This is a genomic window from Pseudomonas sp. FP215 (genome assembly GCF_030687795.1).
GTDB lineage: Bacteria > Pseudomonadota > Gammaproteobacteria > Pseudomonadales > Pseudomonadaceae > Aquipseudomonas > Aquipseudomonas salmasensis.
Genome location: NZ_CP117447.1, coordinates 20,095 through 35,134 on the forward strand (window position 1 = coordinate 20,095; position 15,040 = coordinate 35,134).

Below are 15,040 nucleotides of genomic sequence, written 5' to 3' on the forward strand. Positions count from 1 at the left end.
AGTCACAAAAGAAAAAGGCTTGCCGCAGCAAGCCTTTGGAAGAAGGGCATCAGGCTTGCTGGCGATGCTTTTTTTCCAGCTTCTTCTTGATGCGGTCACGCTTGAGCGTGGACAGGTAATCGACGAACAGCTTGCCGTTGAGGTGGTCGCATTCATGCTGGATGCACACCGCCAGCAGGCCTTCGGCAATCAGCTCGAAAGGCTTGCCGTCACGGTCCAGCGCCTTGATCTTCACGCGCAGCGGGCGTTCCACATTCTCGTAGAACTCCGGCACCGACAGGCAGCCTTCCTGGTATTCGCCCATCTCTTCGGTCAGCGGTTCGAACTCAGGGTTGATGTACACCCGAGGTTCGCTGCGGTCTTCCGACAGGTCCATGACTACGACGCGCAGATGCACGTTGACCTGGGTCGCGGCGAGGCCGATGCCCGGGGCTTCATACATTGTTTCAAACATGTCATCGACCAACTGACGAACCTTGTCGTCCACTACGGCCACCGGCTTGGCGATCGTGCGCAGGCGCGAGTCGGGAAATTCGAGGATGTTCAAAATAGCCATAAGCGTAATTGCTGCACATGTGAGGAAGAGACAAATCGGCGGTGGGATGGACCCATACGGCCGGTGTGAAACGCTCGGAAGCCGCGAAGGCCATGGCATTTCACGCGAACGCACATAATAAAGGAGATTCACCCCATGAGGAAATCGCTACTCGTCTTGCTGCTGTGGGCCCCGTTCGCCACGGCGTTGATTGCGCAACCTACTGAGCGCCTGGATCAGGCAGCGCAACAGGCCATCCAGCACTTCTTACTGCACAACCGTATTTTTGACTCGCCCCAGGACCTGGACAAAGCCCCTTACATTATTGCCGCGCAAGGCGGGCGCGTGCTGGGCGCTAACGACGAGCGTGTGTTTGTACGCGGTCAACTGGACCCGGCCCAGCCAAGCTACGGGATATTTCGGCGGGGCAAGGCCTACACCGACCCCGATACCCAGGAATTACTCGGCATCAATGCCGACGACATCGGCACTGCGCGCTTTTTGCTTGCCGACAGCCTCACCACCCTGGCAGTGCAGCGGGTGACCCAGGAGATTCGCCCAGGTGACCGTTTGTTGCGCGCCGAGCCTCCCGTTGCTTTGGCCAGCCTGGAAGCCGGCAAACCTGCACCCTTGATTACAGGGCACATCATCGACATCCCCAAGGGCGTCACGCAGATCGGCGTGCTCGACGCTGTGACCCTCAACAAGGGCCGCCGCGATGGCTTGGTGGAAGGCCAACTGCTCACAGTGATCAAGGCTGGCGCCACCGTGCGAGACGCCCTCAGCGGCATGCCCACTCCCCTTCCGGATGAGCGAGCCGGCACCCTGCTGGTGTTTCGTACCTATGAAAAACTCAGCTATGCCCTGGTGCTCAGTGCTTCACGGTCGTTGGCCGTGCAAGACCGTTTCGAGACGGCTGATCAAGCGCAATAAATAGCCTGCTAAATAAGTTACCAACAGAGTTATCCACAGCTTGTTCCGGTCAAGGATGATCATATGAATCCGATAAACAGTAGCGATATTTCCCTGGCAGAGCTGGAAGCCCGGCTACGCTTGCACAGGCTGCCAGAACTGGGGCCCAAGCGTTTTCACGTATTGATCCAAGCCTTTGGTTGCGCTTCCAAGGCCCTGAGTGCTCCCGCCAGCGCCTGGCGTTCCCTCGGTTTGCCCGCCGTCAGTGCCGAGGCTCGACGTAGCCCCCAAGTACGTGACGGTGCCAGTGAGGCGTTGGCCTGGCTGGCGCGCCCGGCCCAGCATTTGCTGATGTGGGACCAACCGGATTACCCGGCGTTGCTCGCGCAGATCGACGATGCACCGCCGTTGTTATTCGTTGCGGGCGACCCCGGTATTCTGGAAAAACCACAGTTGGCCATGGTCGGTAGCCGGCGCGCCTCGCGCCCGGGCATGGACACGGCAGCGGCCTTTTCCCGCAGCCTGGCGAGCGCCGGTTTTGTCATCACCAGCGGGCTGGCAGTGGGCATTGATGGCGCGGCGCACCAGGCGGCATTGGACGTGGGCGGCCATACCATCGGCGTGCTCGGCACGGGCCTGGAAAATTTTTATCCACAGCGCCATCGCAAGCTCGCTGCGGCGATGATTGCCCAAGGCAGCGCCGTGGTTTCCGAGTTTCCGCTGGATGCCGCGCCCCAGGCCGGTAATTTCCCACGGCGCAACCGAATCATCAGCGGGTTGTCGTTAGGCGTACTGGTGGTGGAGGCCAGTATCGCCAGCGGCTCGCTTATCACCGCACGCCTGGCCGCGGAGCAAGGGCGTGAGGTGTACGCGATTCCGGGCTCCATCCACCACCCCGCCGCCAAAGGCTGTCATCAACTGATCCGTGATGGCGCGGTGTTAGTGGAAACCATCGAGCACATACTTGAAGGCCTGCGTGGTTGGCAGCGGTTGTCCCATGCGGCACCGGTGCCCGTGACCCATCCGCTGGTGGCGCTGCTGCACGCGGCACCGCATAGCAGCGAAGCCTTGGCGATTGCCAGCGGTCGGCCGTTGTCCCAAGTACTGGCCACCCTCACGGAGCTGGAGTTGGAGGGCCAGGTGATTTGCGAAAGCGGGCGCTGGCTGGCGCGGTGTCCGCTTTGGTAGTGGCCCGTTTTTGGCGCTAGGTTTTGTAACGAAGATCGGTAAACTGCCCAGAGCTTTAGTCCGGAGAGTTAACAATGGTCAACAGGTGGCGTGTGCTGGAAGCCGCACGGGAAATTCGCGCAGGCGCGGTGATCGCCTATCCGACCGAAGCGGTCTGGGGCCTGGGCTGCGACCCGTGGAACGAAGAAGCAGTGGATCGGCTGTTGGCGATCAAGAACCGCTCGGTCGACAAAGGCCTGATCCTGGTGGCGGACAATATTCGTCAGTTCGACTTTCTGTTTGAAGATTTCCCGGACACGTGGGTCGAACGCATGGCCAGCACCTGGCCAGGGCCGAATACCTGGCTGGTGCCCCATCAAGACTTGCTGCCCGATTGGGTCACGGGTGTGCATGACACCGTAGCGTTGCGGGTCAGTAATCATCCGTTGGTGAGAGATTTGTGCGCCGAGGTCGGCCCGTTGATTTCCACCTCGGCCAACCCCCAGGGGCGCCCGGCAGCCCGCACGCGGATTCGCGTGGAGCAGTATTTTCGCGGGCAAGTGGACTTGGTGTTGGGCGGTGCCCTGGGGGGGCGCAAGAACCCGAGCCTGATTCGGGACCTGGTGACGGGTGATGTGGTGCGCCCGTCCTGACACCGCAGTGCACCCATCGCAGGCAAGCCAGCTCCCACATTTGATCAGTGTTCGCCGTCAAATGTGGGAGCTGGCTTGCCTGCGATGAGGCCCTTAAGGCAGCAGAATGGTCGACCCAGTCGTGCGCCGCCCCGATAACTCCGTCTGCGCTTTGGCCGCCTCCGCCAGCGAGTAGCGCTGGTTGATATCAATGCGCACCTTGCCACTCTTGATCATCGAAAACAGATCGTCCGCCATCGCCTGCAAGTTCGCCGGGTTGTTCGCGTAGGTCGCCAAAGTCGGCCGGGTGACGTACAGCGAACCCTTCGCCGACAGAATCCCCAGGTTCACCCCATCCACCGCCCCCGACGCGTTGCCGAAGCTCACCAACAAGCCTCGCGGCGCCACGCTGTCCAGGGAAGTCAGCCAGGTGTCCTTGCCGACGCCGTCGTACACCACCGGGCATTTCTTGCCGTCAGTCAATTCCAGTACGCGTTGTGCGACATCTTCCTTGCTGTAGTCGATGGTTTCCCAGGCGCCCAGCGATTTGGCCAAGGCCGCCTTTTCCGGCGAACTGACCGTACCGATCAACTTCACCCCCAAAGCCTTGGCCCATTGGCAGGCCAGGGAACCGACGCCACCGGCGGCGGCGTGGAACAAAATGGTCTCTCCGCCTTTGAGCTCATAGGTCTGGCGCAGCAGGTACTGTACGGTCAGGCCTTTGAGCATGGCACCGGCGGCCTGTTCAAAGCTGATCTCATCCGGCAGGTGCACCAGGTTGGCGGCAGGCAACACGTGCAACTCGCTATAGGCACCCAGCGGGCCGCTGCCGTAGGCCACACGGTCGCCGACTTTGAATTGGCTGACTTCACTGCCAACGGCATCGACTACGCCAGCGCCTTCCGCACCCAGGCCCGATGGCAGGGCGGGCGGCGCATAGAGGCCACTGCGGAAATAGGTGTCGATGAAGTTCAGGCCGATAGCTTCGTTGCGCACCCGTACCTGCTGTGGGCCAGGCTCCGCTGGCGTGTAGTCCACATACTCAAGCACTTCGGGCCCGCCATGGGCGCTGAACTGGATACGTTTGGCCATCTGCACTTCTCCTTGGGTTCGAATCTGCGTAGCCCCCTATCGGACTCCTAAGCTTGATCTTCGTCAACTGCCGCGCACCTAAGTGCAGTGGCATCTAAGCGCAGTGGTATCCTGTGCGCCCATTTGCCGCCGACGCCCCATGGGCCTCGCGTAGCTTTGCCCGATTCAAGGTGATGCCATGACTACCCGCACCGAGGCCGTTAAAGCCTACCTGCTTGACCTGCAAGACCGCATTTGCAGCGCCCTGGAAACCTTCGAGACGGACACTCGCTTTATCGAAGACGCCTGGACCCGGCCAGCCGGCGGTGGCGGTCGCACCCGTGTGATGGAAAACGGTTCGGTGATCGAAAAAGGCGGCGTCAACTTTTCCCACGTGTTCGGCAGCGGTTTACCACCGTCTGCCAGTGCCCATCGCCCCGAGCTGGCCGGCCGTGGCTTTGAAGCGCTTGGCGTGTCACTGGTGATCCATCCGCATAACCCGCATGTACCGACTTCCCACGCCAACGTGCGGTTTTTCATCGCTGAAAAAGAAGGCGAAGAACCGGTGTGGTGGTTCGGCGGTGGCTTCGATCTCACCCCGTATTACGGCAATGAAGAAGACTGCATTCACTGGCACCGAGTGGCCGAGCAGGCCTGTGCGCCGTTTGGCCCGGATGTGTACGCACGCTACAAGGCCTGGTGTGACACCTACTTCCACATCAAGCATCGCAACGAACCCCGTGGCATCGGTGGGTTGTTCTTCGATGATTTGAACGAGTGGGGCTTTGACACCTGCTTCGCCTTCATCCGCGCCATCGGCGATGCCTACATCGACGCCTACCTGCCGATTGTGCAGCGTCGCAAGGCCATGGCGTACACCGAGCAACAGCGCCAGTTCCAGGAGTTCCGCCGGGGCCGCTACGTTGAGTTCAACCTGGTCTATGACCGTGGCACCCTGTTCGGCCTGCAATCGGGCGGGCGTACGGAGTCGATCCTGATGTCGCTGCCACCCCAGGTACGCTGGAGCTACGACTGGAAGGCCGAAGCCGGCAGCGAAGAGGCGCGCCTTACCGACTACTTCCTGCAAGACCGTGACTGGCTCGGCGTTGCCGCGCCCAAGGCGGCGGTGTGATGGACCGTTATGTCGTGTTCGGAAACCCCATCGGCCACAGCAAATCGCCGCTGATTCACCGTCTGTTCGCCGCCCAGACCGGCGAGCAGTTGGACTACAGCACGATGCTCGCGCCGTTGGAGGACTTCACCGCCTGTGCCCGTGAGTTTTTCCAACAGGGCCGTGGCGCCAACGTGACCGTGCCGTTCAAGGAGGAGGCTTACCGTCTGGCCAATACCCTGACCGAACGAGCCCAGCGCGCCGGTGCCGTGAACACCTTGAGCAAACTGGATGACGGCACCTTGTTGGGCGACAACACCGACGGCGCGGGCCTGGTGCGCGATTTGACGGTCAATGCCGGGCTGACCCTGCAAGGTAAACGCATTCTGTTATTGGGCGCCGGTGGCGCGGTGCGCGGTGCGCTGGAGCCGTTGCTGGCGCAGCAACCCTCGTCGTTGATCATCGCCAACCGCACCGTGGAAAAAGCCGAGTTACTGGCTGAGCTGTTCGATGACCTGGGCCCGGTGTCTGCCAGTGGTTTCGACTGGTTGCGTGAGCCGGTGGACGTGATCATCAATGCCACGTCGGCCAGCCTGTCAGGCGATGTACCGCCGATTGCCGGCAGCCTGATCGAACCGGGCAAGACCTTCTGCTACGACATGATGTACGCCAAGCAACCCACCGCGTTCTGCCGCTGGGCGAGCGAGCAAGGCGCGGCGGTGGCGATGGATGGCCTGGGCATGCTGGTGGAACAAGCGGCAGAAGCCTTTTTGCTGTGGCGTGGTGTGCGTCCGGATTCGGCGCCGGTACTGGCCGAACTGCGCCGTCAATTGGCCTGATTCCACGCGCTGATGTGGGCACCGTTAATGTGGGAGCTGGCTTGCCTGCGATAGCAATAGGTCAGTTACCCATGTGCTGGCTGACCCACCGCTATCGCAGGCAAGCCAGCTCCCACAGTTTTGATCGGGTTCAGTCTTCAAAGTCGATGGGGCAGTTATCGGGCCCGTCGAGCTTTTTCAGCTCCTCAACCACCTGCGGCCTGGCCCCACGCAACGTCAAGCTACGGCCCAGCCCCGCCAACCGCCGCGCCTCCTGATGCAGCATCTCCACCCCGGAATAGTCGATAAAGTTGATCTGCTGCGCCTCGATCACCACCCGCTCACCCTGCAAACGTTGCAAGCGAACTTGCAGGTAATGGCTGGCGCCAAAAAAGATCGAGCCGCCTACCCGCAACACATCCGCCTCACCGTCGCGCCAGTGTTGAACCCGTGGCTGCGACGTGCGCTTTAGGTAGAAAAACAGCGACGCCAGCACCCCGGCATAGATCGCCGTTTGCAGCTCCAACAACAAGGTGGCGACGCAGGTCAGGCTCATCACCACGAATTCGGCGCGGCTGACCCGGAACAGCGCGCGAATGCCGCGGTGGTCCACCAGCCCCCAGCAAATCAGCAGGATGCTCGCCGCCATGCTCGGGATCGGAATATGCGCGATCAACGCTGCGCCAAATAACGCGAATAACGCCACCCACAGGGCGGAAAACACCCCCGCCAGCGGCGAACAGGCGCCCGCCTCGTAACTGAGGCCCGAGCGGGTGAATGATCCGGCAGACAGGTAGCCGGAAAAAAATCCGCCCACGATGTTGGATAACCCCTGGGCGCGAACTTCCTGGTTGGCGTCGAGCAGTTGTTGCGAGCGGGCCGACAGCGAACGGGCAATCGACAGGCTGGTCACCAACCCCAGCATCCCCACCGCCACGGCACTGGGCAGCAGGCGCAACACTAGGTCCAGGTCCATCGGCAATGGGCTGAACGGCGGCAGTTTGCCGATGAACGAACTGACCCGTGCCACATGCCCGAACATCGCCGGCCACAACCATGCCACCAGGCTGCCCAACACCAAGGCGATCAACAGTGTCGGCCAGCGTGGCACCAGGTACTTGAGCAACATGCCTGCCAGCAACGTCCCCAGCCCCAGGGCCAGGGATGCCTGATCCCACTCGCCACGATGGTCGATCAACGCCAGCAGGCTGTTGATAGCCGTGGCCTGGCTGGGCAAATCCAACCCGAGCAGGTTGGGCAACTGCCCCAGGGCAATCACCACGGCGGCGCCGAGGGTGAAACCCAGCACCACCGAATGGGAGACAAAGTTCACCAACGCGCCAAAGCGCAGCAGGCCAAGCAACCACTGGAACACCCCGGCGAGGAAGGTCAGCAACAGGATGAGGGTGATGTAGTCCTGTGAGCCTGGCACGGCCAATGGGCTGATGCTGGCGTAAAGCACGATGGAGATGGCGGCCGTGGGCCCGCAGATCAGGTGCCAGGACGAGCCCCACAGGCACGCGATCAACACCGGGATGATGGCGGCGTAGAGCCCGTATTCGGGTGGGAGGCCTGCGATCAGTGCGTAGGCAATCGACTGCGGCAGCGCAAGCACCGCGCCGCTGAGGCCGACGATGGCATCCCGGCCGACGCTGGCGCGGGTTTGGCGCGGCAGCCAGCGCAGGAAGGGCAAGAGTGTATGGCGGGTGGGCCGGGGCATGAGTCGCTCGAATTACTGTAGGAGCGAGCTTGCTCGCGAAGAAGGGTAACGATAACGCGTGCTGTCTGAAAAAACGCGGCGTTTTCGAGTTCTTCGCTGGCAAGCCAGCTCCTACAAGGAGGATTAGAGTTTGGCTTTTACCACCGGCAACGCCTCCTGCCCATCCAGGGTTTTCACGCCCTCCAGCCACTGGTCCAGCACCGCCGGGTTGGCCTTGATCCATGCCTTCGCCGCCTGCGCATTGCTGACCTTGTTGTTGGCCACGTCGGCCATGATGCTGTTCTCCATGGCCTGGGTGAAACTCAGGTTGGTCAGCAGTTTCCCGACGTTGGGGCAGGCTTGTGCGTAACCCTTGCGGGTCAAGGTGTACACGCTGCCGGTGGCACCAAAGTACTGCTCGCCGCCTTTGAGGTAACGCATTTTCAGTTGCACGTTCATCGGGTGCGGAGTCCAGCCGAGGAAGGTGACGAAACGCTGTTTCTTAACGGCTCGCGAAACTTCCGCGAGCATCGCTTGTTCGCTGGACTCGATCAGCTTCCACTGCCCCAGGTCGAAATCATTTTTCTTGATGATCTCTTGCAACGAGATATTGGCCGGCGCGCCGGAGCCAATGCCGTAGATCTTCTTGTCGAACTTGTCGGCAAACTTGTTCAGGTCGGCGAAGTCATGCACCCCGGCGTCCCACACATAGTCGGGCACGGCGAGGGTGAACTCGGTGCCCTCCAGGTTCTTCGCCAGTTGCACCACATCGCCGTTGGCCACGAACTTGTCGTAGAAGCCTTGCTGCGCCGGCATCCAGTTGCCGAGGAAGACATCCACCTGGCCGTCTTTCAGCCCGCCGAAGGTAATCGGCACCGCCAGGGTATCGACCTTGGGTTGGTAGCCCATGCCCGTCAGCAGGAAACTGGTGATGGCGTTGGTGGCGGCAATATCGCTCCAGCCTGGATCGGCCATCTTTACCGTTTCGCAGCGAGTGTCTGCGTACACCTGGGCGCTGCTGAGCACCACCAAACTCAGTACCACGGTCAACTTTTGCATGGCCTTCCCTCTGTCTACTTATTGGTTTTGGCAGGGTTGTGGAAAACGTGCCTTGCGCTCCAGGTCATCGAGGTCGATATGGTTGCGCATGTACTGCTGACTGGCGTCTACCAGTGGCTGGTGATCCCAGCTCTTGAGTTTGCCTTGGGTCAGCGCTTCAAACACCAGGCGGCGACGGCGTTGGCTGGCGAGCACCTGTTGATGGATTGCCGGGATGTCCCATTTAGCCCGTGCTTCACGCAAAAACGCCTCGAACAGAGGGCGATGTTCGGCGCACTGGCTGAGGTTTTCCTGCTCGCGCGGGTCGTTGTGCACATCGAACAACAAGCAAGGGTCGTCTTCGCTGTAGATGAATTTGTAGGCGCCCCGGCGAATCATCATCAACGGGCTGACGGTGCCTTCGGCCATGTATTCGCCAAACACTTCGTCATGCCCGCCCTGCCCTTGCAAGTGCGGGACCAGTGAGCGGCCGTCCAGCGGCAAATGCGGGTCCAACGTGCCGCCGGCCAATTCCACCAGGGTCGGCAACAGATCGGCGGTCGATACGGCCTGGGTGACGCGGCCAGCGGCGAACTGCCCCGGCGCACTGACCAGCAGCGGCACGCGGGCGGCCATTTCAAACCAGTGCATTTTGTACCAGAGGCCGCGCTCGCCAAGCATGTCGCCGTGGTCGCCGGAGAAAATGATCAGGGTGTCGTCGGCCAGGCCGGTGTCTTCCAGGGTCTGCAGCAGCTTGCCGACGTTGCTGTCGATGTAGCTGCAGGCACCGAAGTAGGCGCGGCGGGCGTCGCGGATCTTATCCACCGGCAGCGGTTTGTCCCACAAGTCATAGACCTTGAGCAGCCGCTGGGAATGCGGGTCAAGATCGGCCTGGGGCGGCGTCGCGGGCAATGGGATCTCGGTGTCGGCGTACAGGTCCCAGAACGGCTTGGGAATGGTGTACGGGTCGTGGGGATGGGTCATCGACACGGTCAGGCAGAACGGCTGGTCGCCCTCCTCGCGGATATGATCGAACAGGTATTGCTGGGCCTTGAACACCACCTCTTCGTCGAAATCCAGCTGGTTGGTGCGCACACATGGGCCCGCCTGCAGTACCGAGGACATGTTGTGATACCAGGTAGGGCGTACGTCTGGCTCATCCCAGTTCACTGCCCAGCCGTAGTCGGCGGGGTAGATGTCGCTGGTCAGGCGTTCCTCATAGCCGTGCAACTGGTCGGGGCCGCAGAAGTGCATCTTGCCCGACAGCGCAGTGCGGTAGCCGAGGCGACGCAGGTAGTGGGCATAGGTCGGTACATCGGCGGGGAAATCGGCAGCGTTGTCGTAGGCGCCGATCTTGCTCGGCAATTGGCCACTCACCAAGGTGAAGCGCGACGGTGCGCACAACGGGCTGTTGCAATAGGCGGCGTCGAACACCACACCTTGTGCCGCCAGGCGGCTGAGGTTGGGCAGCTTGATCGGGGAAGGCCCGTAGAACGGCAGCATCGGCGCGGCCATCTGATCGGCCATGATGAAAAGAATGTTCTTGCGCTTCATGGTTTCTCGGCATTCCATAGGCGGTGTTTATGCCAATGAGCATGCGGTCCATAAATACATGGGTAAAGCCCATACGCGGCAATGACTAGGATAAGTTGAGCTTATGTATGAAGCGCTGGGTGACCTCTCTCTCGATTTGCTGCGCGCCTTTGAGGCAGCGGCACGCCATCGCAGTTTCACCGCGGCCGCGATGGAACTGGGCACCACCCAACCGGCGGTCAGCCAGCAGATCAAGCGCCTTGAAGAGCAACTGGCGATCCGCCTGTTTGACCGCATTTATCGCGGCATCGAACTGACCGACGCCGGCGCCCTGCTGTTCGAGCATGTGCAAGGCGGCCTGCAGAACATCAACCAGGGCCTGGGCGCCATCACCCAACAAAGCCAGCATGAAGTGCTGCAAGTCGCCACCGACTTCGCCTTCGCCGCCTATTGGCTGATGCCGCGCCTGCATCGCTTCCACCAGGCCAACCCGCAGGTGGATGTCAGCCTGGTCACCAGTGAGCGCAACCACGCCACTCTGCGCAGCGATATTGATGTGGCGGTGCTGTTTGGCGATGGCCGTTTCAAGCAGGGCGAGAGCCTGTGGTTGTTCAATGAGGAAGTGTTCCCGGTGTGCAGCCCGCAGTGGCTCAAGGAACAAGCTGCGCCCCTGACGGTGCAGACCTTGCAAGACTGCCCGTTGCTGCACCTGCGCCAGGAAAACAACAGCCAGTGGTTCGACTGGAACGGCGTGTTCCGCGAACTGGGTATCACGGCTGCGCCGACCCCTGGGCAATTGCGCTTCGACAACTACACTTTGCTGATCCAGGCCGCGATTGCCGGCCAGGGTGTCGCCATCGGCTGGCGCCACCTGGTGGACAACCTGCTGGAGCAGAATTGGCTGTGCCGACCGATCAGCCCCACGGTGACGTCGCGATTTGGCTATTACGTGGTGCAGCCCCAGCGCAAACGCCGTGGGCAGTTGGTGGACCGCTTTGTCGAGTGGCTGGTGGCGGAACAGGCCAGCAGTGCGCAGTCGTTGACCGGGCTGGCCCTGCCGTCGATTGCGGTCTAGGATCGGCGCACAGTGGAACCGGAGTCCGTCATGCAACGTATCAAGGGCTACCACGCCCATATCTACTTCGACGCCAGCACGATCGAGCAGGCGCGCACGCTCTGTGAAGACGCCGCCAGGCTGTTCCCGTTGCGCATGGGCCGCGTGCATGAGCGGCCGGTGGGCCCGCACCCGGATTGGAGTTGCCAACTGGCGTTCGAGCCGGAATATATCGGCGTGGTATTGCCGTGGCTGGCGCTGCACCGTGATGGTCTGGTGGTGTTCCTGCACCCGGAAACCGGTGATGACCTCAAGGACCACACCGATTACGCCATCTGGATGGGTGCGATGCGCGAATTGGACCTGTCGATTTTTTAACCATCCCTACCCGATAAACCCGCGTCTTTCCCTAAGTAAAAACCGGAAGGGTTGTGGGATTTATCTTGTCCAGTCTCATTATATGGGATTGATATTTATATATTGAGATATCCGGCTCCCTAGGTTTATATTCGCTCATCTGCTTTTTTCAGCACCCACTCATTTCAGGTGAAGCGATGCAGGCGCAATTGATCGCGCTCGATTGGGGGACCAGCTCCCTTCGTGCTTACAAACTCGGCCCCGCGGGCGTTGTGCTGGAACAGCGCTCGCTGGCTACCGGCATCATGCATTTGCCCACAGAGCCTCGGGAAATTGCCGGTGTGCTGTGCACCGACGGCTTTGAACTGGCGTTCGATAGTGCCTGCGGCGATTGGCTCGACGCCCAGCCCGGGCTGCCGGTGATCGCGTGCGGCATGGTCGGCAGCGCACAGGGTTGGAGCGAGGCGGCCTATCGCAGCACGCCCGTGGATGTCGCCAGCCTTGGCCAGGCGTTGCATGGCATACGCAGCCTGCGCGGGGTGCAGGTGCACATCGTGCCGGGGGTGATCGAGCAAGTGGGGCTGCCCAATGTGATGCGCGGCGAAGAAACCCAAGTGCTCGGCGTGCTGCAAGGGCTTGGGCCCCAGGTGTTGATCGGCCTGCCCGGCAGCCATTCCAAATGGGTCGAGGTGGTGGAAGGCCGCATTACCCATTTCGATACCTTCATGACCGGCGAAGTGTTTGCGGTGTTGAGCAAGCACAGCATTCTGGGGCGCACCCAACAGGCCAGCGAACAGTTCCAGGCCGATGCGTTTGATCGAGGCGTGCACGTTGCGCTGTCCAACGATGGCCAGCGTGGCGTGCTCTCGACCCTGTTCAGTGCCCGTACCCTTGGGCTCACTGCGCAGCTGGCGCCCGACCAGCAACCCGACTACCTGTCCGGCTTGCTCATAGGCCATGAACTTGCCGGCCTGCCAGATTCCGCCAAACACCAGCCGATCATCCTGGTCGGCGCCGCTCCACTCTGCGCCCGCTATCAACGCGCCCTCGCCCTTTGCGGCTTTGCCCACGTCAGCCTGGCGCAAGAAGCCACCGAGCGTGGCCTGTGGCAACTGGCGCAAGCCGCCGGGCTTACTCGACCTTTACTGGAGGCCTGACATGCTCAAGCAAGCACTCGCACAAAACGGTTTGATCGCCATCCTGCGCGGCCTACGCCCCGACGAAGCCCAGGCGGTCGGCCAGGTGCTGTACGACGCGGGTTTTCGCGTGATCGAAGTGCCGCTCAACTCGCCAGACCCTTACACCAGCATCCGCACCCTGCGCGACAGCTTGCCCGCCGATTGCCTGATCGGTGCCGGCACGGTGTTGACCCCTGAGCAGGTCGAACAGGTCAAGGCGGCCGGAGGCCAGGTGATCGTCATGCCCCACAGCGATGCCAAGGTGTTGCGCGCGGCCAAAGCGGCGGGCCTGTACTTGTCGCCTGGGGTAGCCACGCCCACCGAAGCCTTTGCCGCGCTGGCCGAAGGCGCTGATGTGTTGAAGCTGTTCCCGGCCGAGCAAATGGGCCCTTCAGTGATCAAGGCGTGGCTGGCGGTATTGCCTGCGGGCACGTTGCTGCTGCCGGTGGGCGGCATCACCCCGGACAACATGCAGGTGTTTACCGACGCCGGCGCCAAGGGCTTCGGATTGGGTTCCGGGCTGTTCAAGCCGGGCATGACAGTGGATCAGGTTGCGAGCCGTGCCCAGGCGTATGTCGCCGCCTGGAAAGCCCTCGGCTGAGAGCATATTCCGCGCCCACAGGCGCTGCATCTATAAGAGAGACAAGAGATGAAAATCACCAAACTGACGACCTTTATCGTTCCGCCGCGCTGGTGCTTCCTCAAGGTCGAAACCGACCAGGGTGTGACCGGTTGGGGTGAGCCTGTGGTCGAGGGCCGCGCTCACACGGTGGCCGCTGCCGTCGAAGAACTGTCCGACTACCTGATCGGCAAAGACCCACGCAACATCGAAGATATCTGGACCGTGCTCTATCGCGGCGGCTTCTACCGAGGCGGCGCGGTGCACATGAGTGCCCTCGCTGGCATCGACCAGGCGTTGTGGGACATCAAGGGTAAGGCCCTCGGTGTGTCGGTCAGCGATCTGCTGGGCGGCCAGGTGCGTGACAAAATCCGCGTGTACTCGTGGATCGGCGGTGACCGCCCCGCCGACACTGCCCGTGCCGCCAAAGAGGCGGTGGCCCGTGGCTTCACGGCGGTAAAAATGAACGGCACCGAAGAATTGCAGTTCGTCGACAGCTTCGAAAAAGTCGACCTGGCCCTGGCCAACGTCGCTGCCGTGCGCGATGCGGTCGGCCCTAACGTGGGGATCGGCGTCGACTTCCATGGCCGGGTGCACAAGCCGATGGCCAAGGTGCTGATGAAAGAGCTCGACCCATACAAGCTGATGTTCATTGAAGAGCCGGTGCTCAGCGAAAACTACGAAGCGCTGAAAGAACTGGCACCGCTGACCAGTACGCCGATCGCCCTGGGCGAGCGCCTGTTCTCGCGCTGGGATTTCAAGCGCGTGCTCAGCGAAGGCTATGTCGACATCATCCAGCCGGACGCTTCCCACGCCGGCGGTATCACCGAAACCCGCAAGATCGCCAACATGGCCGAAGCCTACGACGTGGCCCTGGCCCTGCACTGCCCGCTGGGCCCGATTGCCTTGGCGGCGTGCCTGCAACTGGATGCGGTTTGCTACAACGCGTTTATCCAGGAGCAGAGCCTGGGCATTCACTACAATGAAAGCAACGATTTGCTCGACTACGTGCGAGACCCGGGCGTATTCGACTATGACCAGGGCTTTGTGAAGATCCCCAACGGCCCGGGTTTGGGCATTGAGATCAACGAGGAGTATGTGGTTGAGCGCGCGGCCATCGGCCATCGCTGGCGCAACCCGATCTGGCGCCATGCCGATGGCAGTTTTGCCGAGTGGTGATGCCTGACTGACGGAACGCGGTAAAACATGTGGGAGCGGGCTTGCTCGCGAATGCTGTGTGTCATTCAACACATCTGCGGCTGAACCACCGCATTCGCGAGCAAGCCCGCTCCCACATTTTTGATCCGGTTTCTTCA

15 protein-coding genes are annotated in these 15,040 nt (G+C 61.5%); 10 read left to right on the forward strand and 5 right to left on the reverse strand.

All coding sequences use genetic code 11. The features are described 5' to 3' along the window. Positions 1 to 49 precede the first annotated feature (49 nt). Complete coding sequence (gene def, locus PSH76_RS00085) at positions 50 to 556, reverse strand: peptide deformylase (RefSeq protein ID WP_003187273.1); 507 nt, start codon at positions 554 to 556, stop codon at positions 50 to 52. A gap of 135 nt (positions 557 to 691) precedes the next feature. Between def and PSH76_RS00090 the strand changes: the two genes are divergently transcribed. The 3 genes from PSH76_RS00090 to PSH76_RS00100 all read left to right on the forward strand — a co-directional run bounded on the left by PSH76_RS00090 (position 692) and on the right by PSH76_RS00100 (position 3,267). Further along, positions 692 to 1,468, forward strand: coding sequence for a peptidoglycan-binding protein (locus PSH76_RS00090; RefSeq protein WP_305493404.1), 777 nt, complete (start codon positions 692 to 694; stop codon positions 1,466 to 1,468). A 63-nt stretch (positions 1,469 to 1,531) separates the two neighbouring features. Next, on the forward strand, positions 1,532 to 2,635 hold the full coding sequence (gene dprA, locus PSH76_RS00095; RefSeq protein ID WP_305493405.1) for a DNA-processing protein DprA: 1,104 nt from the start codon (positions 1,532 to 1,534) through the stop codon (positions 2,633 to 2,635). Positions 2,636 to 2,709: 74 nt separating this feature from the next. Then, positions 2,710 to 3,267 carry an L-threonylcarbamoyladenylate synthase gene (locus PSH76_RS00100; protein ID WP_305493406.1) on the forward strand — a complete coding sequence of 186 codons (558 nt, stop codon included), beginning with the start codon at positions 2,710 to 2,712 and terminating at the stop codon, positions 3,265 to 3,267. 93 nt (positions 3,268 to 3,360) lie between these two features. Here the strand turns inward: PSH76_RS00100 and PSH76_RS00105 are convergent, their stop codons facing one another. Then, the gene (locus PSH76_RS00105) at positions 3,361 to 4,338 is read right to left on the reverse strand and encodes a quinone oxidoreductase (RefSeq protein ID WP_098949940.1); all 978 of its coding nucleotides are present in this window, start codon (positions 4,336 to 4,338) and stop codon (positions 3,361 to 3,363) included. A gap of 178 nt (positions 4,339 to 4,516) precedes the next feature. Here PSH76_RS00105 and hemF point away from each other — a divergent pair, with 178 nt between their 5' ends. Continuing rightward, positions 4,517 to 5,449, forward strand: coding sequence for an oxygen-dependent coproporphyrinogen oxidase (hemF, locus tag PSH76_RS00110; RefSeq protein WP_003187281.1), 933 nt, complete (start codon positions 4,517 to 4,519; stop codon positions 5,447 to 5,449). After that, positions 5,449 to 6,267, forward strand: coding sequence for a shikimate dehydrogenase (gene aroE, locus PSH76_RS00115; protein WP_032894361.1), 819 nt, complete (start codon positions 5,449 to 5,451; stop codon positions 6,265 to 6,267). The genes hemF and aroE overlap by 1 nt, the downstream gene beginning before the upstream one ends. Before the next feature lie 130 nt (positions 6,268 to 6,397). On the opposite strand, the gene PSH76_RS00120 is transcribed toward aroE, so the two are convergent. From PSH76_RS00120 to betC, 3 genes are all read right to left on the reverse strand, one after another. Continuing rightward, positions 6,398 to 7,966 carry a SulP family inorganic anion transporter gene (locus PSH76_RS00120; RefSeq protein WP_032894360.1) on the reverse strand — a complete coding sequence of 523 codons (1,569 nt, stop codon included), beginning with the start codon at positions 7,964 to 7,966 and terminating at the stop codon, positions 6,398 to 6,400. Between the two features lie 123 nt (positions 7,967 to 8,089). Beyond that, on the reverse strand, positions 8,090 to 9,004 hold the full coding sequence (gene choX, locus PSH76_RS00125; protein ID WP_305493407.1) for a choline ABC transporter substrate-binding protein: 915 nt from the start codon (positions 9,002 to 9,004) through the stop codon (positions 8,090 to 8,092). 18 nt (positions 9,005 to 9,022) lie between these two features. Continuing rightward, the gene (gene betC / locus PSH76_RS00130) at positions 9,023 to 10,537 is read right to left on the reverse strand and encodes a choline-sulfatase (RefSeq protein WP_032894355.1); all 1,515 of its coding nucleotides are present in this window, start codon (positions 10,535 to 10,537) and stop codon (positions 9,023 to 9,025) included. Positions 10,538 to 10,640: 103 nt separating this feature from the next. On the opposite strand from betC, the gene PSH76_RS00135 reads away from it, so the two are divergent. From PSH76_RS00135 to dgoD, 5 genes are all read left to right on the forward strand, one after another. Continuing rightward, entirely contained in the window at positions 10,641 to 11,591 is a 951-nt protein-coding gene (locus PSH76_RS00135; protein ID WP_032894354.1) for a LysR family transcriptional regulator, read from the forward strand. A gap of 30 nt (positions 11,592 to 11,621) precedes the next feature. After that, positions 11,622 to 11,948, forward strand: a complete 327-nt coding sequence (locus PSH76_RS00140) for a DOPA 4,5-dioxygenase family protein (RefSeq protein WP_032894353.1) — start codon at positions 11,622 to 11,624, stop codon at positions 11,946 to 11,948. Between the two features lie 176 nt (positions 11,949 to 12,124). Then, entirely contained in the window at positions 12,125 to 13,084 is a 960-nt protein-coding gene (locus PSH76_RS00145; protein ID WP_305493408.1) for a 2-dehydro-3-deoxygalactonokinase, read from the forward strand. Between the two features lies 1 nt (position 13,085). After that, entirely contained in the window at positions 13,086 to 13,706 is a 621-nt protein-coding gene (locus PSH76_RS00150) for a 2-dehydro-3-deoxy-6-phosphogalactonate aldolase (RefSeq protein ID WP_003187296.1), read from the forward strand. Positions 13,707 to 13,754: 48 nt separating this feature from the next. Next, positions 13,755 to 14,903, forward strand: coding sequence for a galactonate dehydratase (dgoD, locus tag PSH76_RS00155; RefSeq protein ID WP_003187297.1), 1,149 nt, complete (start codon positions 13,755 to 13,757; stop codon positions 14,901 to 14,903). Positions 14,904 to 15,040: the final 137 nt, after the last annotated feature.

Bases quoted from the DNA above. Each gene is read 5' to 3' on its own strand.
- def (WP_003187273.1), bottom strand. From the start codon at position 556: ATGGCTATTTTGAACATCCTCGAATTTCCCGACTCGCGCCTGCGCACG.
- PSH76_RS00090 (WP_305493404.1), top strand. From the start codon at position 692: ATGAGGAAATCGCTACTCGTCTTGCTGCTGTGGGCCCCGTTCGCCACG.
- dprA (WP_305493405.1), top strand. From the start codon at position 1,532: ATGAATCCGATAAACAGTAGCGATATTTCCCTGGCAGAGCTGGAAGCC.
- PSH76_RS00100 (WP_305493406.1), top strand. From the start codon at position 2,710: ATGGTCAACAGGTGGCGTGTGCTGGAAGCCGCACGGGAAATTCGCGCA.
- PSH76_RS00105 (WP_098949940.1), bottom strand. From the start codon at position 4,338: ATGGCCAAACGTATCCAGTTCAGCGCCCATGGCGGGCCCGAAGTGCTT.
- hemF (WP_003187281.1), top strand. From the start codon at position 4,517: ATGACTACCCGCACCGAGGCCGTTAAAGCCTACCTGCTTGACCTGCAA.
- aroE (WP_032894361.1), top strand. From the start codon at position 5,449: ATGGACCGTTATGTCGTGTTCGGAAACCCCATCGGCCACAGCAAATCG.
- PSH76_RS00120 (WP_032894360.1), bottom strand. From the start codon at position 7,966: ATGCCCCGGCCCACCCGCCATACACTCTTGCCCTTCCTGCGCTGGCTG.
- choX (WP_305493407.1), bottom strand. From the start codon at position 9,004: ATGCAAAAGTTGACCGTGGTACTGAGTTTGGTGGTGCTCAGCAGCGCC.
- betC (WP_032894355.1), bottom strand. From the start codon at position 10,537: ATGAAGCGCAAGAACATTCTTTTCATCATGGCCGATCAGATGGCCGCG.
- PSH76_RS00135 (WP_032894354.1), top strand. From the start codon at position 10,641: ATGTATGAAGCGCTGGGTGACCTCTCTCTCGATTTGCTGCGCGCCTTT.
- PSH76_RS00140 (WP_032894353.1), top strand. From the start codon at position 11,622: ATGCAACGTATCAAGGGCTACCACGCCCATATCTACTTCGACGCCAGC.
- PSH76_RS00145 (WP_305493408.1), top strand. From the start codon at position 12,125: ATGCAGGCGCAATTGATCGCGCTCGATTGGGGGACCAGCTCCCTTCGT.
- PSH76_RS00150 (WP_003187296.1), top strand. From the start codon at position 13,086: ATGCTCAAGCAAGCACTCGCACAAAACGGTTTGATCGCCATCCTGCGC.
- dgoD (WP_003187297.1), top strand. From the start codon at position 13,755: ATGAAAATCACCAAACTGACGACCTTTATCGTTCCGCCGCGCTGGTGC.